General features: G+C 72.3%; 17 protein-coding genes. 14 read left to right on the forward strand and 3 right to left on the reverse strand.

Annotation, left to right across the window (positions count from 1 at the left end):
• Window positions 1–28: 28 nt before the first annotated feature.
• The gene (locus tag ACTWP5_RS14420) at window positions 29–601 is read right to left on the reverse strand and encodes a rhodanese-like domain-containing protein (RefSeq protein WP_443221310.1); all 573 of its coding nucleotides are present in this window, start codon (window positions 599–601) and stop codon (window positions 29–31) included.
• A 72-nt stretch (window positions 602–673) separates the two neighbouring features.
• Here ACTWP5_RS14420 and ACTWP5_RS14425 point away from each other — a divergent pair, with 72 nt between their 5' ends.
• Window positions 674–952 carry a metal-sensitive transcriptional regulator gene (locus tag ACTWP5_RS14425; protein ID WP_443221311.1) on the forward strand — a complete coding sequence of 93 codons (279 nt, stop codon included), beginning with the start codon at window positions 674–676 and terminating at the stop codon, window positions 950–952.
• 338 nt (window positions 953–1,290) lie between these two features.
• On the opposite strand, the gene ACTWP5_RS14430 is transcribed toward ACTWP5_RS14425, so the two are convergent.
• Window positions 1,291–2,664, reverse strand: a complete 1,374-nt coding sequence (locus tag ACTWP5_RS14430; protein WP_443221312.1) for a rhodanese-like domain-containing protein — start codon at window positions 2,662–2,664, stop codon at window positions 1,291–1,293.
• 414 nt (window positions 2,665–3,078) lie between these two features.
• Between ACTWP5_RS14430 and ACTWP5_RS14435 the strand changes: the two genes are divergently transcribed.
• The 6 genes from ACTWP5_RS14435 to ACTWP5_RS14460 all read left to right on the forward strand — a co-directional run bounded on the left by ACTWP5_RS14435 (window position 3,079) and on the right by ACTWP5_RS14460 (window position 10,010).
• Window positions 3,079–3,354: a hypothetical protein gene (locus tag ACTWP5_RS14435; RefSeq protein WP_443221335.1), complete on the forward strand. Its 276-nt coding sequence runs from the start codon at window positions 3,079–3,081 to the stop codon at window positions 3,352–3,354.
• 97 nt (window positions 3,355–3,451) lie between these two features.
• Window positions 3,452–4,495: a 3-isopropylmalate dehydrogenase gene (locus tag ACTWP5_RS14440; protein ID WP_443221313.1), complete on the forward strand. Its 1,044-nt coding sequence runs from the start codon at window positions 3,452–3,454 to the stop codon at window positions 4,493–4,495.
• 346 nt (window positions 4,496–4,841) lie between these two features.
• Window positions 4,842–5,954, forward strand: a complete 1,113-nt coding sequence (locus ACTWP5_RS14445; protein WP_443221314.1) for a branched-chain amino acid aminotransferase — start codon at window positions 4,842–4,844, stop codon at window positions 5,952–5,954.
• 265 nt (window positions 5,955–6,219) lie between these two features.
• Window positions 6,220–7,872, forward strand: coding sequence for a citramalate synthase (gene cimA, locus ACTWP5_RS14450; protein WP_443221315.1), 1,653 nt, complete (start codon window positions 6,220–6,222; stop codon window positions 7,870–7,872).
• 229 nt (window positions 7,873–8,101) lie between these two features.
• On the forward strand, window positions 8,102–9,709 hold the full coding sequence (locus ACTWP5_RS14455) for an acyl-CoA carboxylase subunit beta (protein WP_443221316.1): 1,608 nt from the start codon (window positions 8,102–8,104) through the stop codon (window positions 9,707–9,709).
• A 91-nt stretch (window positions 9,710–9,800) separates the two neighbouring features.
• Window positions 9,801–10,010 (forward strand): acyl-CoA carboxylase subunit epsilon, encoded by a 210-nt coding sequence (locus tag ACTWP5_RS14460; RefSeq protein WP_443221317.1) that lies wholly within the window; start codon window positions 9,801–9,803, stop codon window positions 10,008–10,010.
• Window positions 10,011–10,188: 178 nt separating this feature from the next.
• Here ACTWP5_RS14460 and ACTWP5_RS14465 read toward each other — a convergent pair whose 3' ends face one another.
• On the reverse strand, window positions 10,189–10,392 hold the full coding sequence (locus ACTWP5_RS14465) for a hypothetical protein (protein ID WP_443221318.1): 204 nt from the start codon (window positions 10,390–10,392) through the stop codon (window positions 10,189–10,191).
• A 570-nt stretch (window positions 10,393–10,962) separates the two neighbouring features.
• On the opposite strand from ACTWP5_RS14465, the gene ACTWP5_RS14470 reads away from it, so the two are divergent.
• The 7 genes from ACTWP5_RS14470 to ACTWP5_RS14500 all read left to right on the forward strand — a co-directional run.
• Window positions 10,963–14,352, forward strand: coding sequence for a nitrate- and nitrite sensing domain-containing protein (locus ACTWP5_RS14470; protein WP_443221319.1), 3,390 nt, complete (start codon window positions 10,963–10,965; stop codon window positions 14,350–14,352).
• A 5-nt stretch (window positions 14,353–14,357) separates the two neighbouring features.
• Window positions 14,358–14,771 (forward strand): roadblock/LC7 domain-containing protein, encoded by a 414-nt coding sequence (locus ACTWP5_RS14475; RefSeq protein ID WP_443221333.1) that lies wholly within the window; start codon window positions 14,358–14,360, stop codon window positions 14,769–14,771.
• Window positions 14,772–14,843: 72 nt separating this feature from the next.
• Window positions 14,844–15,266: a DUF742 domain-containing protein gene (locus tag ACTWP5_RS14480; RefSeq protein WP_443221320.1), complete on the forward strand. Its 423-nt coding sequence runs from the start codon at window positions 14,844–14,846 to the stop codon at window positions 15,264–15,266.
• Window positions 15,247–15,840, forward strand: coding sequence for a GTP-binding protein (locus tag ACTWP5_RS14485; protein WP_443221321.1), 594 nt, complete (start codon window positions 15,247–15,249; stop codon window positions 15,838–15,840). Before ACTWP5_RS14480 ends, ACTWP5_RS14485 begins: the two co-directional genes overlap by 20 nt.
• Window positions 15,841–16,325: 485 nt before the next feature.
• The gene (locus ACTWP5_RS14490) at window positions 16,326–19,226 is read left to right on the forward strand and encodes a nitrate- and nitrite sensing domain-containing protein (RefSeq protein WP_443221322.1); all 2,901 of its coding nucleotides are present in this window, start codon (window positions 16,326–16,328) and stop codon (window positions 19,224–19,226) included.
• 10 nt (window positions 19,227–19,236) lie between these two features.
• Entirely contained in the window at window positions 19,237–19,650 is a 414-nt protein-coding gene (locus tag ACTWP5_RS14495) for a roadblock/LC7 domain-containing protein (protein WP_443221334.1), read from the forward strand.
• A gap of 112 nt (window positions 19,651–19,762) precedes the next feature.
• On the forward strand, window positions 19,763–20,405 hold a 643-nt coding region (locus ACTWP5_RS14500), incomplete at its 3' end, for a DUF742 domain-containing protein (protein WP_443221323.1).

Raw genomic sequence — 20,405 nt, forward strand, 5'->3', positions numbered from 1 at the left:
GCCCGTGTCCGCGAGGGCGCGTCCCGGGTCACGGGGCCAGGCGCAGCAGGGTCTCCCGGAAGGACGACCCGTCCGGGGAGGGCCGGTTGTGGGGGAGCCTGGCCAGGACGCTGGCGAGGCCGCAGGTGTTGGTCACGCCGGAGAAGACCAGCCCGGCGCCGACGGCTCCGGACAGCCAGTGCGCCGGTCGCCACGCGAGGCCGGCGAGGAACCCCGCGGCCACCAGGGAGCCGGCGACGAGGCGGACCTGCCGGTCCATGGGCCAGACGGCGCGGGCGCCGGCCGGTCGGTGGACCGGGTGTCCGGCCGCCGCCCAGGCGCTGGTGCCGCCGTCCAGGGTGACCGTCTCCGTCCCCAGGGAGGCCAGCCGGGCGTGGGCCGTGGCGGAACGGGTCCCGGAGGCGCACACCAGCAGCAGGGGAGCGCGGCGCGCCGCGGCCGTGAGCGCCTCAGCGGCCTCGTCCAGGCGGTCGAGGGGAACGTTGTGGGCGCCGGGCAGGTGGCCGGTGGCGTACTCGCCCGGCGTGCGCACGTCGATGACGGTGAACTCGCCGAGACGGGGGGCGACCCGGGCCGGGGGCAGAGCGATGGAGGGGGGCACGGGGTGGTGCCTTTCGGGATGCGTCGGTCGCCCCCACGGTAAAATACCCAGCGGGGTATGGCAGGAGGGTGTGTGGAACTCGACATGAGCGCCGACCAGCTGAAGTCGGCGCTGAACCGACTGCGGCGTGCGCAGGGCCAGCTCGCCGGGGTGATCAGGATGATCGAGGAGGGGCGGGACTGCGAGGACGTCGTCACGCAGCTCGCCGCCGTCTCCCGCGCCCTGGACCGGGCCGGGTTCTCGATCATCGCGACCGGGCTGCAACAGTGCCTGACCAGCGAGGACCCGCAGGCCCGGGACGCGGCCCGGATGCGGGCCCGGCTGGAGAAGCTCTTCCTGTCGCTCGCCTGAGGCCGCCGCGCGCGGCTGTGTCGGGGCGGGGCAGGGTGCCGACGCCCGCGGGCGCGGCGACGGCCGGCGGCACGGCCCCGCCACACGCGGCGCGGCGGTGCCGCCACCGGTTTCGCCGCGCGCCGGCCGTGCGGACGTCGAGCGTCCCGGCGTGGCGTCCGGGAGCGGACGGTGGGTGCGCCGTGGGGGAGTACGGCCGCCGGGCCGTCCGGGGACACGAGCACGGGATGCCGCTCACCGGTGGTGCTTCCCCGGTGGCCTCACGGCGGTGCGCCCGGTCCGCCGGGCGAGCGTCGGCCGGCCGACGGCGCGGCCGTGCGGCTGCGCGGACGCGCGGGTCAGTGCCGCTCGGGTGTGACGAGGCGGAGACCGGTGTCGGCGGCTGCGTCGTAGCCGTCGTCGACGGCCACGACGTCCCGGCCGGCGGCGTCCAGGACGGAGGCGGCGATCGCCGCGCGCGTCCCGCTCGTGCAGTGGACCCACACCGTGCCCGCGGGGACCTCGCTCAGTCGTTGGTGGACCTGGTGGATCGGGACGTGCACGCTGCCCTCGATCCAGCCGCCCGCGCGCTCGCCCGCACGGCGCACGTCGAGCACCACGATCTCCTCGCCCCGCGCACGGGCGGCGGCCAGGTCGGGGAACGTCGCCCGCGGGAAGGCGGCGAGCGGCGCCCTGCCGCCGGCCCAGGCGGCGGGCGTGCCGACGGACGCGGCGGCCGGGCGGTCGATGCCCACCCGGGCGAGTTCGCGCTGCGCCCGGGAGAGGTCCTCGACGCTGCCCGCGAGCAGCGTCACCGGCTTGCCCCACGGGATCATCCACGCCAGGTAGGTCGCCAGCCGCCCCTCGACCTCGAAGTTGAACGACCCGGCCACGTGTCCCTCCGAGAAGGCGACCCGGTCGCGCAGGTCGACGACCCACTCGCCGGCCGCCAGGCGGTGCGCGATCTCCTCGGCGGTGGCCGGCCGTGGCGGGGTGAGGTCGACCGACGCGGGACCCGCGGAGTTGGTCGGGCCGATGTGGGCGTAGTAGGCCGGCACGTCGTCGAGGCCGGCCAGCAGCTCCCGGACGAACGTGTCGAGGTCCTGGAGCAGCACCGGGTTGGACGTCTTCTCCGCGCCGATGGTGCCGTGCTCGCCGCCGGCCCGGACGGTGGAGCAGAAGCTGCCGAACCCGTGGGTCGGCATCACCGCCACCTCGTCGTCCAGCTCGGCGGCGAGCCGGTGCGCGGAGGCGTGCTGGGCCCGGGCCAGCTCCTCGGTCAGGCGCGGCTCCACCAGGTCGGGGCGGCCCACGCTGCCCATCAGCAGCGAACCGCCCGTGAAGGCGGCCCTCTCGCGGCCGTCCTCCGCCAGCACGTAGGAGGTGTGGTGTGGCGTGTGCCCGGGGGTCGCCACGGCTTGCAGCGTCAGGCCGTCCTCGATCTCCTCGACGTCCCCGTCGGCCACGGGCACCCGCGCGTACGCCACCGAGGCGCCGGCCGGCACCAGGTAGCGGGCGCCGGTCAGCCGCGCCAGCTCCAGACCCCCGGTGACGTAGTCGTTGTGTACGTGGGTCTCGGCGACCGCCACGATCCGCACGCCGCGCAGGGCGGCCGCGGCGATCACCTGGTCGATGTCCCGCGGCGGGTCGACCACGACCGCCGCCCGGGTGCCACCAGCCAGGTAGCCGCGGTTGCCCAGGTCCTCGATCTCCAGGACGTCGGCGAAGTACACGGTGTCCGCTCCCTCGTCAGGCTCTCACCACCCCGGGTGTCCAGGATCGCCGTGACGAAATACCGCCGGGGGTGTTCGAAGGGAATCGTTGGGGGCGCGCGCCGGCCGGCCGGCGCGCACCCCAACGGCGGAGCATCCCACGTCGTCGCGGCGGTGGTGGCGCTGGCGGTGGGGACCGGGTGTGACCAGCGCCGTTCCCGGCGGCGTCTCAGATACTAGGACGGTCGAGTAATTGGGGAGACATCACGGCTGGAGCGGGGCAGAATTGTGGAAGCCGAACGGTTCGCTGCACCCAGCCACGGGCGTTGTCGCCCACCGGAGCCCGGCGCCACCACAGGGCGATCCCCGACGCGCGCCGTACGCCCGCCCGTTCCCGGCGCTCCCCACCATCGCCACGACACGGAGCGATCCGCGATGTCCGCTGTTGCCTCGCCTGCCCCGCACGCGCTGTCCGCCCCGCCCGTCTCCCCCGTCTCCCCTGTCACGCCCACCCTCCTTCCCGGGCTCCCCGACGCCGCCGGCGACACCGGCGACACCGGCGTCGACAGGCCCGACTCGGCTCCCGTCCGGCGCCGTCCCGCGCGCGCGGCCCGTCGGTCCCCGTCCTCCGACGACAGCCGCCGCCTGGCCGTCTCCGCCGTCCAGCGAGCCCTCGACCGCCGGGACAACGGCGGCGCGTTCGGCCACTGACCGGCTGCTGACCGGCTGCTGAGGGAGTCGCTGGGCCGCCCGTCCGGATCGTGGACGGGCCGGCTCGGGCCCTGGGACGGGGCGGTAGGGTCGGCGCATGGCTCGGACGATCGATCTCGCGGTGATTCCCGGTGACGGCATTGGCCCGGAGGTGGTCGAGCAGGGACTGAAGGTGCTCTCTGCCGTCCTCCCCACCGACGTGAAGCTGGAGACCACCCCGTACGAGCTGGGCGCGCGGCGTTGGCACGCGACGGGGGAGACCCTGCCGGACGCCGAACTGGAGCGACTCAGGGGCCACGACGCGATCCTGCTGGGCGCCGTCGGCGACCCGAGCGTGCCGTCCGGCGTCCTGGAGCGCGGCCTGCTGCTGAAGCTGCGGTTCGCCTTCGACCACTACGTGAACCTCCGGCCGAGCCGGCTCTTCCCGAACACCCCGAGCCCGCTGGCCGGCGCCCCGGAGATCGACTTCGTCGTCGTCCGTGAGGGCACCGAGGGCCCGTACGTCGGCAACGGCGGCTCGATGCGCACCGGCACGCCCGCCGAGATCGCCACCGAGGTCAGCGTCAACACCGCCTACGGCGTGGAGCGCGTCGTGCGCGACGCCTTCGAGCGGGCGGCAGCCCGCCCCCGGCGGAAGCTGACCCTCGTCCACAAGAACAACGTCCTCGTCCACGCCGGTCACCTCTGGCAGAACACCGTCACCCGCGTCGGCCAGGAGTACCCGCAGGTCACCACCGACTACCTCCACGTGGACGCGGCGACGATCTTCCTCGTCACCCAGCCCGAGCGGTTCGACGTGATCGTCACGGACAACCTCTTCGGCGACATCCTCACCGACCTGGCCGCCGCCATCACCGGCGGCATCGGCCTCGCGGCCTCCGGGAACATCAACCCGACCCGCGCCTTCCCGTCGATGTTCGAGCCGGTCCACGGCTCCGCGCCGGACATCGCCGGCACCGGCAAGGCCGACCCCACCGCCACCGTGCTCTCCGTCGCCCTGCTCCTGCGTCACCTGGGCTACGAGGCGGAGGCCGTCCGCGTCGAGGACGCCGTCACCGCCGACCTGGCGGAGCGGGACGCCGGCAGCCCGCGTTCCACCGCCGCCGTGGGCGACGCCCTGGCGGCACGAGTATCCAGCTAGCGCCCGTCCACCGGACGGCTCCCGGGCCCTCATCCGGCCCGTGGGGCCGCCGGTGGCACAGGCCCGCGCGGCCCCACCACGTGCCGCCGGGCCCTCGGGCCGGTCGACGAGTGTGGCCAGACTCCACGCGTCCCGGCCCGCCTGATCCGCTTCCACCACGGACCGCGCGGCGCCTCCTCGCCGCTCGCTCACCGTTTCGAGGGACACACCACCCCGGCCCGAGCGATAATCGAGCCGGGCGCCGCATCCGTCGATGCTCGGACGTCCTACTACCGCCCTCCATAGCGGGCGGCGGGCACGCGGTCCGCCAGACACCTCGCGACATCCAGTGAAGGACGCGCTCACCATGACGACGCCCCGCATCACCTTCGACCTCAAGCCCTCCGCCCACGCCCTGGCCGACACGGAGCGCGAGGCCGCCATGGCCGAACCCGGGTTCGGCCGGTACTTCACCGACCACATGGTCACCATCCGGTGGACCGAGGGCCGCGGCTGGCACGACGCCCAGCTCACGCCCTACGCCCCGCTCCAGCTCGACCCGGCCACCATGGCGCTCCACTACGGCCAGGAGATCTTCGAGGGCCTGAAGGCCTACCGCCAGGCGGACGGCTCCGTGGCCGTCTTCCGGCCCGAGGCCAACGCCCGGCGCTTCCAGCGCTCCGCCCGTCGGCTGGCCATGCCGGAGCTGCCGGAGGACGCCTTCGTCGAGGCGATCGACGTGCTCCTCGCCCACGACCACGCCTGGGTCCCGAGTGAGGGCGAACAGTCGCTGTACCTGCGGCCGTTCATGTTCGCCAGCGAGGTGGGCCTCGGCATCAACCGCCCGGCCAACGAGTACCTCTTCATGCTGATCGCCTCCCCGGCGGGGGCGTACTTCGCCCGGGGCATAAAGCCCGTCTCGGTCTGGCTCTCCACGGACTACGTCCGCGCCGCCCCCGGCGGCACCGGCGAGGCCAAGTGCGCCGGCAACTACGCCGCCGCGTTCCTCGCCCAGGCCGAGGCCACCGAGCACGGCTGTGACCAGGTCGTCTGGCTCGACGCGGCCGAGCGGCGCTGGGTGGAGGAGATGGGCGGCATGAACCTCTACTTCGTCCGGGGCCGCGGCGCCGACGCGCGGCTGGTCACCCCCGAGCTGACCGGCGCCCTGCTGCCCGGCATCACCCGCGACTCGCTGCTGACGATCGCCGCCGACCTCGGCTACGCCACGCAGGAGGCGCGCATCTCCGTCGAGGACTGGCGGCAGGGCGCCGAGGACGGCGACATCACCGAGGTGTTCGCCTGCGGCACCGCCGCCGTCATCACGCCGGTCGGCTCGGTGCGGTCCGCCGACGCCTCCTTCACCGTCGGCGACGGTCAGCCGGGCGAGGTCACCATGCGGCTGCGGGACATCCTGCTCGGCATCCAGACCGGGCGGCACGAGGACCAGCACGGCTGGATGCACCACGTGCCGGTGGGCTGAACCACGCAGCGCCCGTGAACGGAGCGTCACGGGGGGATGATCGGTCCGTATCGTGAGACGAGCGTGGCGCGGGAGCGGATGTGTGCCAAACTGCTCCCGTGCTGTCGCTCGCCATGATTATTGGTGACCAGCGCGCCGGCCCACGGTGACCACTGCCCGCCCACCACACTCGGCAGTGGACCTCGTGCCACAGGCCCGCGCGCAGACCTCTCGCACCCCGCGAGGGGTCTTTTCGTTTTCCCCGACCAGGAAAGAAGCCCACCCCATGACGACGGAAGCCCCAAGACCGCCCGAGACGTCCGAGCCACCCAGGACACCCCAGCCGCCCACCCTCAGCGACGACTTCCACGTCTTCGACACCACGCTCAGGGACGGCGCGCAGCGTGAGGGCATCACCCTCACCGTCGCCGACAAGCTCGCCATCGCCCGCCACCTGGACGACTTCGGCGTCGGCTTCGTGGAGGGCGGATGGCCCGGCGCCATCCCCCGGGACACGGAGTTCTTCCGCAGGGCACGTGAGGAGATCAGCTTCCGCCACGCCCAGCTGGTGGCCTTCGGCTCCACCCGCAGGGCGGGCGTGGCCGCCGCGGACGACCCCCAGGTGCGGGCGCTGCTCGACTCGGGCGCTCCGGTCGTCACCCTCGTCGCCAAGTCCCACGACCGCCACGTCGAGCTGGCGCTGCGCACCACCCTGGAGGAGAACCTCGCCATGGTGGGCGACACCGTCGCGCACCTGCGCGCCGAGGGCCGGCGCGTCTTCGTCGACTGCGAGCACTTCTTCGACGGCTACGCGGCCAACCCCGCGTACGCGCTCGACGTCGTCCGCGCCGCCCACGAGGCCGGCGCCGACGTCGTGGTCCTGTGCGACACCAACGGCGGCATGCTGCCCGCGCGGGTGGAGGCCGTGGTGCGGACCGTGCGGGAGGAGACCGGCGCCCGCCTCGGCATCCACGCCCAGGACGACACCGGCTGCGCCGTCGCCAACACCCTCGCCGCGGTCGACGCCGGCGCCACCCACGTCCAGTGCACCGCCAACGGCTACGGCGAGCGGGTGGGCAACGCCAACCTCTTCCCGGTGGTCGCGGCCCTGGAGCTGAAGTACGACCGGCGGGTGCTGCCGCCCGGCGCGCTGGCCGAGATGACCCGCATCTCCCACGCCATCGCCGAGATCGTCAACCTGACGCCCTCGACCCACCAGCCCTACGTGGGCGTCTCCGCCTTCGCGCACAAGGCCGGCCTCCACGCCTCCGCCATCAAGGTCGACCCCGACCTCTACCAGCACATCGACCCCGAGCGGGTGGGCAACTCGATGCGCATGCTCGTTTCGGACATGGCGGGCCGGGCCTCGGTGGAGCTCAAGGGCAAGGAGCTCGGCTACGACCTGACGGGCGACCGCGAGCTCGTCGGCCGCATCGTCGCCCGCGTCAAGCAGCAGGAGCTCAAGGGCTACAGCTACGAGGCGGCCGACGCCTCGTTCGAGCTGCTCATGCGGGAGGAGCTGACACCCGGCGCCCAGCGCTTCTTCGAGCTGGAGTCCTGGCGGACCATCACCGACCGGCACGCGGACGGCTCCGTCGCCAACGAGGCCACCGTGAAGCTGCGGGCGAAGGGGGAGCGCATCCTCGCCAGCGGCGAGGGCAACGGGCCGGTCCACGCGCTCGACCAGGCGCTCCGCGACGGCCTGGAGCGGATCTTCCCCGAGCTGGCCCGGCTGACCCTGGTGGACTACCGTGTGCGGATCCTCGAAGGCGGGCAGGGCACCGAGTCCACCACCCGCGTCCTGATCACCACGAGCGACGGCTCCAGCGAGTGGTCCACGACGGGAGTGGCGGACAACGTCGTCGCCGCCTCCTGGCAGGCGCTGGACGACGCCTACACCTACGGCCTGCTGCGGGCGGGCCTGACCGTCGAGGACTGACGTCCCCCACAGACGCCACCGACAGCACGGACACCGCCGACAACCCCGGCGCCGCGCACCCGGTGGGACGCTGTGGAGATCCCACAACGTCCCGCCGTCCCAGCGTGTGGCTTCCCTGCACGGCTCAAGTGGCCGGACGCCGATCTGTCCAGCGCGGCCATGAAATGACCCGCGAGACTGTACGGAACTGACGAGGGCGAAGTGGCGCCTCGTTTCATAGGGTCTGTACATGACGAATCAGCTTTCCGAGCAGCCCGGTGCGAACGGTACGGCCGCGGAACCGGCTGCCGACGCCCGAGGGCGGGTGCTGGAGCTGCGCGCCATCCGCGACGAGGTGCTGCGCGGGCCGAGCGAGAAGGCGACCGAGGCGCAGCGCGCCAAGGGCAAGCTGACGGCGCGCGAGCGGATCGCGCTCCTGTTGGACGAGGGCTCCTTCCAGGAGGTCGGCGCACTGCGCCGCCACCGGGCCTCCGGCTTCGGCCTGGAGACCAGGCGCCCGTACACCGACGGTGTGATCACCGGGTGGGGAACGGTCCACGGGCGACAGGTCTTCGTCTACGCCCACGACTTCCGGATCTTCGGCGGCGCGCTCGGCGAGGCGCACGCCGCGAAGATCCACAAGATCATGGACATGGCCATCACGGCCGGCGCGCCCCTGGTCTCCCTCAACGACGGCGCGGGCGCCCGTATCCAGGAGGGCGTGGCCGCGCTCGCCGGCTACGGCGGGATCTTCCAGCGCAACACCCGCGCCTCCGGCGTGATCCCGCAGATCTCGGTCATGCTCGGTCCCTGCGCTGGTGGCGCGGCGTACTCGCCGGCCCTGACCGACTTCGTCTTCATGGTGCGCGAGACGGCGCAGATGTTCATCACGGGCCCCGACGTGGTGCAGGCGGTCAGCGGCGCCACGGTGACCCACAACGGGCTCGGCGGCGCCGACGTCCACGCCGAGACCTCCGGCGTCGCGCACTTCGCCTACGACGACGAGGAGTCGTGCCTGGAGGAGGTGCGCTTCCTGCTGTCGCTCCTGCCGTCGAACAACCGCGAGAACCCGCCGCCCGCGGTCAGCGAGGATCCGCCCGACCGGCGCTGCGAGTCGCTGCTCGACGTGGTCCCGGCCGACGGGAACCGGCCCTACGACATGCGCGCGGTGATCGAGGAGCTCGTCGACGACGGGGAGTTCCTGGAGATCCACGAGCGCTGGGCGACCAACATCATCTGCGCCCTGGCCCGCCTCGACGGCCAGGTCGTCGGCGTCGTCGCCAACCAGCCGCAGTCGCTGGCCGGCGTGCTGGACATCTCGGCCTCGGAGAAGGCCGCCCGTTTCGTCCAGATGTGCGACGCGTTCAACATCCCGATCATCACGCTGCTGGACGTGCCCGGCTTCCTGCCCGGCGTGGACCAGGAGCACGGCGGCATCATCCGCCACGGCGCGAAGCTGCTGTACGCGTACTGCAACGCGACGGTGCCGCGGATCTCGGTCGTGCTGCGCAAGGCGTACGGCGGCGCGTACATCGTCATGGACTCCCAGTCGATCGGCGCGGACCTCACCTTCGCCTGGCCGACCAACGAGATCGCGGTCATGGGCGCGGAGGGCGCGGCCAACGTGATCTTCCGCCGGCAGATCGCCTCGGCGGAGGACCCCGACGCCATGCGGGACCGGATGGTCAAGGAGTACAAGGCCGAGCTGATGCACCCGTACTACGCGGCCGAGCGCGGCCTCGTGGAGGACGTGATCGAGCCGGCGGAGACCCGCGAGGTGCTGATCCGCTCGCTGGCGATGCTGCGCACCAAGCACGCCGACCTCCCCGCCCGCAAGCACGGCAACCCGCCCCAGTGACCTCCCGCCTCGCGGGCGACGACGCCACGCGACGTGAGAACACGTGACGACACGCGACGAGCGCGACAGAGACGCGAAGGAGAAGCCTCAGATGAGTGACCAGCCCCACGGTGAGCCGCGTCTGGTCCGGGTGGAGAAGGGCCAGGCCAGCGCGGAGGAGCTGGCCGCCATCACGGCTCTGCTGATGGCCCGCGCGGCCCGGCGCCCCGCCGCCCCCGCGGGTCACGACCGCTCGCCCGCCCCCTGGCGGCGCCTGGAGCGGCAGCGGTCCTACCACGCGCCGCACAGCTGGCAGGGCTGAGCCGGCGGGCTGGAAGCCGCGCGGCCGACGCCCGGAGGAAGCCCTCAGGGAGCCCAGAGAGCCCGTGAAGCCCGGGGTAGCCCGGGGATGAGGCCCGAGAAAGCCGTGAACGCCCGTGAGGCCCGCTCCACAGCGGGCCTCACGGGCGTTCACGGGCGGGGGCGCGGGGCACCCGGTGTCACGGCAGGCTGAGCGCCGGCTCCTGGGCGGCCTCGTCGAGGACGGTCCGCCGGGGGTTCGCGGTCGTGGGGGGCAGCTCACGTGCGTCCTGGTCGACGGTCCGCGCGGCCGGGGCCGGGGTCAGCTCGTCGGCGTCCCGCAGGTGTGCCAGGGTGGTGCGCTGCGGATTGGCGATGGTACGCATGATCAAGGTGCTCTTCACGAGGGCTCTGCTCTCCGTCCTCTGACCAGTCCGAACGGAAGGTCCGGTTGACATGTCCGGGCATTCTGTAAAGCACCAGACTAGAGAGGCGTACCCCGTCGTTGGTGCTGATCAGCCACACATCCGGTGTGATCTTGCTCACTGGGACTGCGCATAAAACGGACATTACGTGACGACTGCCCGTTGGGTCAAAACGGGACGTATCAGCCCTGATCTCCGTGGTTCATCCCGTCCCGGGCGGACGTGCGCCGCGCCGCTCCTCGGTCAAGTTGGGCTGTATGACGGGCTTGTCCGTCCATCCGGAAACCCCCAGTGATCCACAGCCTGCACAGCGTCATAGATGTCACGGGACCATTCCGAGCCCTTGTTGGACTTCGGTGGCTGTGCTGGAATTCCACGGACCGTCGCGCGACAGCAGCTCAGGCGTGGCCCCCTCCAGTGCCACGCTCACCGGCCGGCCACCCCACCGACGCGTCGGTCGCCCAGACAACCGTGACGGGGCATGTGCCCCAGCCGACACCGTCTCGCCGTGACCACGATGAGACGCTCAAGGTCCACCTAAGGACGCTAGTGCAGGGACGTTTCAAGAGGGAAGGCAGCACTGCGGAGGGTGCGGAGCCGGACGGCACCGAGGACCGCGGCTCCTCCGCCGAGTCCGCCGCGACCCCCGAGCCCGCCAAGGAGCTCGACGAGGCCCCCGCCGCCGCCCCCCGGCCCGCCCAGGAGGGCTCCCGCCTCCGGCTGCGCAACTGGCGGATCAGCACCCGGCTGGTCTCCCTGATCGCCCTCCCCGTCGTGGCCGCGACCGCCTTCGGAGCGCTGCGCATCCAGAGCTCGTTGGAGGACATCCAACAGCTGGAGAACATGCAGCTCCTCACGGACATGACCGAGGAGGCGACGAAGCTCGCCTCCCGCCTGCAGGAGGAGCGAGACCGCTCGGCGGGCCCGCTGATCAGCGGCGAGAGTGAGCTCAACGAGGAGGTCGCCGGCCCCAGGGAGCTCACGGACGCCGCCATCGACGACTTCAACGCGATCGCCGCCGAGATCGAGGGCGGCGACGGCCCGCTCGGGGGCGTCTACGCGACGGTCCTCGACATCGGTCAGCAGCTGTCCAGCATCGAGGAGATCCGGCTGGAGGCGTACCAGGACGAGGAGTACGTCTCCCAGACCGTCATCCTCTACGACCAGCTGATCGACTCGCTGCTCTCGCTCTCCTCCGACATGGCGCAGGCGACGAGCAACACCCACATGATCCAGTACACCCGCGCGCTGTCGACGTTCTCCGAGGCCAAGGAGGCGGCCTCGGTCCAGCGCGCGATCATCACCGCCGGCCTCGCCCGTTCCGAGGACGGCGGCGAGGTCGGCCTGTCGGACATCGACTGGCGCTACGGCCGCAGCGAGTACCGCCAGGAAGACCACTCCATCAAGAGCTTCCAGCGGATCTACCCCGACCAGACGCGTTCGGCGGACATGCTCGCCCCGATCACGACCAGCTCCGTGGGTGACGTCCTCTCCGCCAACCAGTACGTCCAGCGCGTCTTCGCCTCGCCGCTCGGCATGGTGAACGAGCCTCGCTCCTACCGACAGTGGTACGACGAGTCCCGCGCCGAGATCGACCGGATGGACAGCATCGAGCAGGACCTCCTCCAGGAGCTGCGCAACGAGGCGGAGAGCCTGCAGAACGAGGCCCGCCAGGCGGCGTTCCTCAACGGTGTCGCCACCCTGCTGATCCTCGCGATCTCGCTGCTGGGCGCGTTCTTCGTGGCTCGCTCCATGGTCCGCTCGCTGCGCCGCCTGCAGAGCACCGCCCAGGAGGTCTCCCGCAAGCGGCTCCCCGAGGTCGTCAAGCAGATGTCCGAGGCCGACGCGCAGAACGTCGACACCTCGGTCGAGCCCATCGGCGTCTACACGCGGGACGAGATCGGCCAGGTCGCCCAGGCCTTCGACGACGTCCACCGCGAGGCCGTCCGCCTCGCCGGCGAGCAGGCCCTGCTGCGGGGCAACGTCAACGCGATGTTCACCAACCTCTCGCGCCGCAGCCAGGGCCTCATCCAGCGCCAGCTCTCCCTCATATCCGAGCTGGAGTCCCGCGAGGCCGACCCCGACCAGCTCTCCTCGCTCTTCAAGCTGGACCACCTGGCCACCCGCATGCGCCGCAACGGTGAGAACCTGCTGGTTCTCGCCGGCGAGGAGCCGGGCCGCCGTTGGACGCGGCCGGTGCCGCTGGTCGACGTGCTGCGCGCCGCGGCCTCCGAGGTGGAGCAGTACGAGCGCATCGAGCTCTCCTCCGTGCCCAAGACGGACGTCGCCGGCCGCGTCGTCAACGACCTGGTGCACCTGCTCGCCGAGCTGCTGGAGAACGCCACCTCGTTCTCCTCCCCCCAGACCAAGGTCAAGGTCACCGGCCACGCCCTGCCCGACGGCCGGATCCTGGTGGAGATCCACGACACCGGCATCGGCCTGTCGCCCGAGGACCTGGCGGAGATCAACGACCGGCTGGCCAACCCGCCGACGGTGGACGTCTCCGTCTCCCGCCGGATGGGTCTGTTCGTGGTCGGCCGGCTGTCCCTGCGCCACGGCATCCGCATCCAGCTGCGCCCCTCCGACTCCGGCGGCACCACGGCGCTGGTCATGCTCCCCGCCGACGTCGCCCAGGGAGCCGGGCGGGGCAAGCAGCCCGCCGGCGCCGCCGGCGGCGACTCCACCCCGCCGCCGCCCGCGCCCACGGCGACGCTCCAGCGCGAGACCCCTCCGGCCAAGCGCCCACCGGCCGGTGGCCGTGGCCCCGGGGACGTCGGCGGCGAGGGCACGGTCCGCCTGCCGGGGCGCGCCCGCGGCAGCCTGGGCAGCCTCAACAGGGCGTCCTCCCGCGGTCAGGTCTCCGGCGCCCCCGACCGGGCGGCGCTGCCCTCCCGCCCGCCCGGGGGCATGGCCCCCGGCGGCCCGGCCCAGCGGCCCGCCCCGGCCACCCCGGCCACCCCGGCGCAGCCCGCCGCGCCGACCCCCGCGCGAGCCGCCGAGCGGTCTACCGAGAGCGTGAGCGAGAGCGTTCCGCCGCCCACGGCTCCCCCCGCGCCCACACCCGCACCCGCGCCCACACCCGCACCCGCGCCCGCCGCGGGACCGCCCGCTAGGCCGGGCTCCCGGCCGAGCTGGGCGAGCGGCGAGGACAGCGGGACCAGCCCGCGGGTGCCCGCCGCCGCGTCCGGCGACGCCGACCGGGCCCGCGGGCACGACGAGACCGTACGCCCGGCCCGTGCCGACGAGACCGCCCAGATGCCCGTGGTGCAGCAGCCGACGCCGCACGGGCAGAACGAGCTGACCGACCCGCTGCCCGCGTCCGCGACGGCGCGCGCACCGGAGCGCACCCCCATCTTCGAGGAGATGGAGTCCACGTGGTTCGGCACCCGCCGGGCCGTCGTGCCGCCTCCCGCCGCCACCCCCACAGCGGCGGGGTCGTCCCAGCGCACGTCCGCCACACCGACCTCCCAGCCGTCCCAGTCCCCCCAGCCCCCCCCACTCCCACCGACCGGCCCAGTCCTCGCCGTCGGCGCCCTCCCCCCGCCCCGACCGGCCGGCCAGCGCGGTGCCCCCCACGGCACAGCACCAGGCCGGACCGACGGAGCCGGCGGGCGCCGGAAGCGGTGGCGCCCCCTGGCGCCCCTCGCCCAACGACGAGCGCTGGCGCCGTGCCGAGCAGCTGCGCCAGCCGGCGGCTGGCGGTGTCACCACCTCCGGGCTGCCACGGCGCGTTCCGCGCGCCAACCTGGTGGCCGGAGCCGCCCAGGCACAGCAGCAGCCCGAGCAGCAGGGCCCGGTGGTCTCGCGTGCTCCGGAAGCCGTCCGCGGACGGCTGACCAACCTGCGCCGGGGAATTCAGCAGGGACGCCAGGCCGGGTCCTCGGCCGGTCGGACAGACGGGGACCACGGTCCCAGGTACCAGTAGGAGCGTTAGTGTGAGCCCGATGAGCCAGGCGGCGCGGAACCTGAACTGGTTGATCACCAACTTCGTGGAGAGTACCCCTGGGGTGTCGCACACGGTGGTGGTGTCGGCTGATGGGTTGTTGTTGGCGTTGTCGGAGGGTTTTCCGCGGGATCGTGCGGATCAGCTGGCGGCGGTGGCGTCGGGTCTGACGTCGTTGACGGCGGGGGCGTCGCGGATCTTTGAGGGGGGTGCGGTGAACCAGACGGTGGTGGAGATGGAGCGGGGGTTCCTGTTCATCATGTCGATCTCGGATGGGTCGTCGTTGGCGGTGTTGGCGCATCCGGAGGCGGACATCGGGTTGGTGGGGTACGAGATGGCGCTGCTGGTGGACCGGGCCGGGGCGGTGCTCACGCCCGACCTGCGCGCCGAACTCCAAGGAAGTCTGCTTAACTGACCCTCAGCTCCCCCCACATGAGCACCACGTGTCCCATCCACCGACTCACCTCATGCACCGCTCGGAGGAGCCATGACCACCCCGCCGTCCTCGCCGGGTTCGTACGGTGCCCCGGACCACTACGGTTCGTACCACGGCCCCTACGACGAGGGCGACCAGCCGCTGGTGCGGCCGTACGCGATGACGGGCGGCCGGACCAGGCCGCGGTACCAGCTGGCGATCGAGGCGCTGGTCAGCACGACCGCCGAGCCGATGCAGTTGCAGGGTCTGCTGCCCGAGCACCAGCGGATCTGCCAGCTGTGTCTGGAGGTGAAGTCGGTCGCGGAGGTCTCCGCACTGGTGGGGATACCTCTGGGGGTGGCTCGGATTCTGGTGGCGGATCTGGCTGAGGCCGGGCTTGTCGCCATTCACCAGCCGGGTCATGACGGGGAGCCCGGTGGTCAGCCAGACGTGACACTGCTCGAAAGGGTGCTCAGTGGACTTCGCAAGCTCTAACGATGCCGGGCTGTCCGCGCCTGCTCGTTCCACGACCTCCGCGAAGATCGTGATCGCGGGCGGGTTCGGCGTGGGGAAGACCACGTTCGTGGGGTCGGTGTCGGAGATCAATCCGCTGCGGACGGAGGCGGTGATGACGTCGGCGTCGGCGGGGATTGATGATCTGACGCATACGGCGGGGAAGACCACGACGACGGTGGCGATGGACTTCGGTCGGATCACGTTGGATCAGGATCTGATTCTGTATCTGTTCGGGACGCCGGGTCAGGATCGTTTCTGGTTCATGTGGGATGATCTGGTGCGGGGTGCGATCGGTGCGGTGGTGTTGGTGGACACGCGCCGGTTGGCGGACTGTTTCCCGGCGGTGGATTATTTTGAGAACAGTGGTTTGCCGTTCGTGATCGCGTTGAACGGGTTTGATGGTCATCAGCCGTATTCTCCGGAGGAGGTGCGGGAGGCGTTGCAGATCGGTCCTGACGCGCCGATCATCACGACGGACGCGCGGGCGCGGGGTGAGGCGAAGTCCACGTTGATCACCCTCGTCGAACACGCGCTTCTCGCTCGTCTGCACTAGGACCCGCGAGGCGGCGGCCGAGATTCGGTCACGTTCCTGTTTCTCACCACCCTCGTCATCTGTGGTTTATGCCACGATGAGTCGCCCCGGTGCGTACGGACAGCGAGCGAACCGCTGCTCTCTGGTCGCGGATGTTCGCCATTCGACACCTCTTGCCCCTCAATGCCCGATATTCCTCGTCGGGTGTTTGGCGGAAAGCGGCTCCGTAGGGGGATTGGAAAGTCCACACGCGACGTGTTGGAATCCACACAACCCCCGCAGTACCGCCGGCAACCCACGACGGTGTGCCGATCCCGAGAGGTGAGTGGCCCGTGAGGCTCAGCGACGCGACGCCGTCGACCCCCTCAGATCCGGGTGCCCGGGCGGCCGCCCGGGGCAACTTCACCCCGCCCGCCGCCGCCTCGGAACCCCCGGCCACGCCTGTCCCGCCGCCGGCGCCCGAGCCGCCACCCTCCGGGGGCCGCCTCTCCCCGCGGAACTGGCGCGTGGCCACCAAGCTCTACGCCATCCTGCTGATTCCGGTGGTCCTCGCCCTCGCCTTCGGCGGCCTCAGGGTCGCCGACGCGGTCGACACCTGGCAGGAGGCGGACGACGCCGAGCGCACCACGGAGCTCGTCGGCTCCGCCACCGCGTACGCCCACGCGCTCATCGACGAGCGGGACCTCACCGCCAGGCCGATCCTGGAGGGCGACACGGGCTCCTCGGCCATCAGCGAGGCGCGGCTCGCCACCGACACCGCCCAGCTGGAGTTCTGGGAGGCCGTGAGCCGCGCGCCTGACACCGAGAGCCTCAGGCGCCGTATCGAGGAGGTGAGCGGCGCGGAGACGGCGTTGGAGTCGCTGCGTCGCAACGCCTACCGCGACGGCATGCCGGGCGTGCAGACGGAGGAGGGGTACGTCGCGATCCAGCATCCGCTGATGAGCCTCGCCAACGAGCTCCGTCTCAACGCCAACGCGACCTCCTACGGCCGGGCCGTCTACGCCCTGTCGCTGTCGAAGTCCGCGAGCTCGCTCCAGCGCGCGATCGGCACCCACCTCCTCGTCGCCCCCGGCCCCAGCGAGGAGGAGGCGGCCGTCCAGCTCACCGCGTTCTCCTCCTACACGTACCTGGAGAACGTGGCCCTCGCCGAGTTCTCCTCCGCGAGCACCCCCGAGGACGCCGAGCTGCTGGACGACGCGATGGCCCGCGCCGCCGCCGAGGTCTCCACCCAGATGCCCGAGGACGGCCCCGGCCTGACCCAGATGGCACTGCTCATCGCCTCCGGCACCGCCGAGGAGGACCTGGAGCAGCAGGGCGTCACGGCCGAGAGCTGGTTCGACGCCGCCACGACCGAGTTCGACGCCTACCGTGGCGTGGAGGAGGAGCTGGTCGCGAAGGCCCTGACCGAGGCGCGGGACCTCGCCTCCACGGCCCGTCGCGACGTGGCGATCAACTCCGCCATCGTCATCGGCAGCCTGTTGCTGGCCTTCGTGATCGCCGGCCTCATGGCCCGCTCGATGAGCCAGAACACCCGCCGGCTGCGCGGCGCCGCGATCGAGGTGGCCGAGCAGCGGCTGCCCGCCGTCGTGGACCAGCTCTCGCGCGTCGACCCGGGACGGGTCGACACCCAGGTGGCGCCCATCCCGATCAACAGCCGCGACGAGTTCGGCGAGGTGGCCCGCGCGTTCGACCAGGTGCACCGCGTGGCGGTCAGGCTGGCCGGCGAGCAGGCCCTGCTGCGGGGCAACGTCAACGCCATCTTCACCAACCTCTCCGCCCGCAACCAGGGCCTCATCGAACGCCAGCTCGCCCTCATCGGCGAACTGGAGAACCACGAGGCCGATCCCGAGCAGCTGGAGAACCTCTTCAAGCTGGACCACCTGGCCACCCGCATGCGCCGCAACGGCGAGAACCTGCTGGTCCTCGCCGGCAAGGAGCCGGGTCGCCGCTGGAACCAGCCCGTGCCGCTCGTCGACGCGCTGCGCGGCGCCGCCTCCGAGGTGGAGGCGTACGACCGGATCGAGATATCCGGCGTCCCCGAGTGCGAGATCCACGGCGCGGTCGTCAACGACCTGGTGCACCTCCTCGCCGAGCTGCTGGAGAACGCCACCTCCTTCTCCTCCCCGCACACCCGCGTCCGCGTCACCGCGACCCGGCTGCCCGACGGGCGGGTCATGGTGGAGATCCACGACAAGGGCATCGGCCTCACCCAGGAGGACTTCGCCGGGATCAACGAGCGGCTGGCCAACCCGCCGGCCGTCGACGCCGACGTCTCCCGCCGCATGGGCCTGTTCGTGGTGGGCCGCCTCGCGCAGCTGCACGGCATCCGGGTCCAGCTGCGTCCCTCGGGGGAACAGACGGGCACCACCTCCCTCGTCATGCTGCCGGAGGCGATCACCCATGGCGGTGGCGGCGAGCGGCAGCCGGCCGAGGAGGAGTTCACCGTCTCGCGGATCGTGCCGGAAGGCCCGTACACCGCGGACCCCCCGGGCGTGGAGGCCGTGCGGCCGCCCGACCACCGGACGGCGGCGGAGCTCGGCTTCGACGACTCGCGCTACGCCGCGCAGCAGGGCACGCCCGCCCTCGGTTCCGGCCAGCCGGCGCCGTCGGGGGAGACCGTGGAGCTCGGCGCCGTGGACGCGGCGGCCTCGGCGGACCCGCGGACTCCCGTCGGGTACGGCCAGTCCGGATATGACCAGTCCGGGTACGGCGCCTCGGCGTACGAGCCGGCCGCGTACGACTCCTCGGCTCAGGCCCCGGGCGCCCAGGAGCAGCCCGGCTACGGGCAGACGGGCTACGGCCAGCCCGCGCAGCCCGCCCAGCCCACCCCACCGGTCCAGCCGGCCCCGCCCGGATACGAGGGCTACGAGAGCTACGGGCAAGGCTCTCCCCAGCAGCCGGCGTTCGGCGCCTTTCCCTCCTATGCCGCGCCGTACACCGAATCCGCATCGGACAGTGCCACGGAGGGCGCGCAGCGCGTAGGCTTCACTCGACCGAACTCTGGACCGAACTCTGGACCAGATCCAGCCGCGGTGGAGTACGACTCGACGACGAGTGCCGGCCTGCCGCGCCGCGAGCAGCCCCGGCAGCGGCCCGAGGACGATCCGTCACGGCGACTGCGGGAGGAGCCTGTGGCACCAGCGACGCCGGGGAACGACCAGTGGGACCGCGGCCCGCGACGGGAGGAGCGCACAGGCGGTGTGACCTCCGCCGGGCTCCCCAGGCGGGTGCCCCGGGCCAACCTCACCGAGCATCCGCCGTCCGAGCCGACCGAGGGCGGCGGCACCCAGATCTCCCGCCATCCGGAGGATGTCCGCGGCAGGCTCAGCAGCCTGCACCGCGGCGTACAGCAGGGGCGTGGCGCCGGCGGGCGCCACGGCACGCAGAACGACGATCAGGAGCGTTAGTGTGAGCCCGATGAGCCAGGCGGCGCGGAACCTGAACTGGTTGATCACCAACTTCGTGGAGAGTACCCCTGGGGTGTCGCACACGGTGGTGGTGTCGGCTGATGGGTTGTTGTTGGCGTTGTCGGAGGGTTTTCCGCGGGATCGTGCGGATCAGCTGGCGGCGGTGGCGTCGGGTCTGACGTCGTTGACGGCGGGGGCGTCGCGGATCTTTGAGGGGGGTGCGGTGAACCAGACGGTGGTGGAGATGGAGCGGGGGTTCCTGTTCATCATGTCGATCTCGGATGGGTCGTCGTTGGCGGTGTTGGCGCATCCGGAGGCGGACATCGGGTTGGTGGGGTACGAGATGGCGCTGCTGGTGGACCGCGCGGGGTCGGTGCTCACGCCCGACCTGCGCGCCGAACTCCAGGGCAGCCTGCTCAACTGACGGGCGCCCGGTAGGGCTTGGGCGCCGGAGCAGATGTGCGGATGTGAGCCGCGCACCATAGGGTGCTGATCGGCACGGCGACGACGTGAGATCACAGTCGGAGGAGGAAGCAGTGGCAACGCCCCCAGGCGGACCGTACGGCAACGAGTACGGCAGTGAGCACCAGGAGCGGCCGCCGGGCAACGGGCGGTCGGGGCGCTTCAACTTCCCCTCGGCTCCCAGCGCCTCGCGGCGCCGCCCAGCCCCCGAGGCCCCGCCCGGCCAGAGGCCGGCCCCGAGGCACCCGGAGCACGAGTGGACACCGCCACCGCCACCGCAGCAGGCGCGGCCGTCCCAGCAGCGGCCCCGTCCGCCGCGGGAGGAGCGCCCGCCCGCCGAGCCCGTCCAGCCCTCCCCGGCCCGCCACGTGGAGGCCGAGCCGCCACAGCCGCTGGTGCGGCCGTACGCGATGACGGGCGGCCGGACCAGGCCGCGGTACCAGCTGGCGATCGAGGCGCTGGTCAGCACGACCGCCGACCCCGCGCACCTGCAGGGGCAGCTGCCCGAGCACCAGCGCATCTGCCAGCTCTGCTACGAGGTGAAGTCCGTCGCCGAGGTGTCCGCCCTCCTCACCATCCCGCTCGGAGTCGCTCGGATTCTGGTGGCGGATCTGGCTGAGGCCGGGCTTGTCGCCATTCACCAGCCGGGTCATGACGGGGAGCCCGGTGGTCAGCCAGACGTGACACTGCTCGAAAGGGTGCTCAGTGGACTTCGCA

It is taken from the genome of Streptomyces sp. 4N509B (assembly GCF_052245655.1).
Classification (GTDB): Bacteria; Actinomycetota; Actinomycetes; order Streptomycetales; family Streptomycetaceae; genus Streptomyces.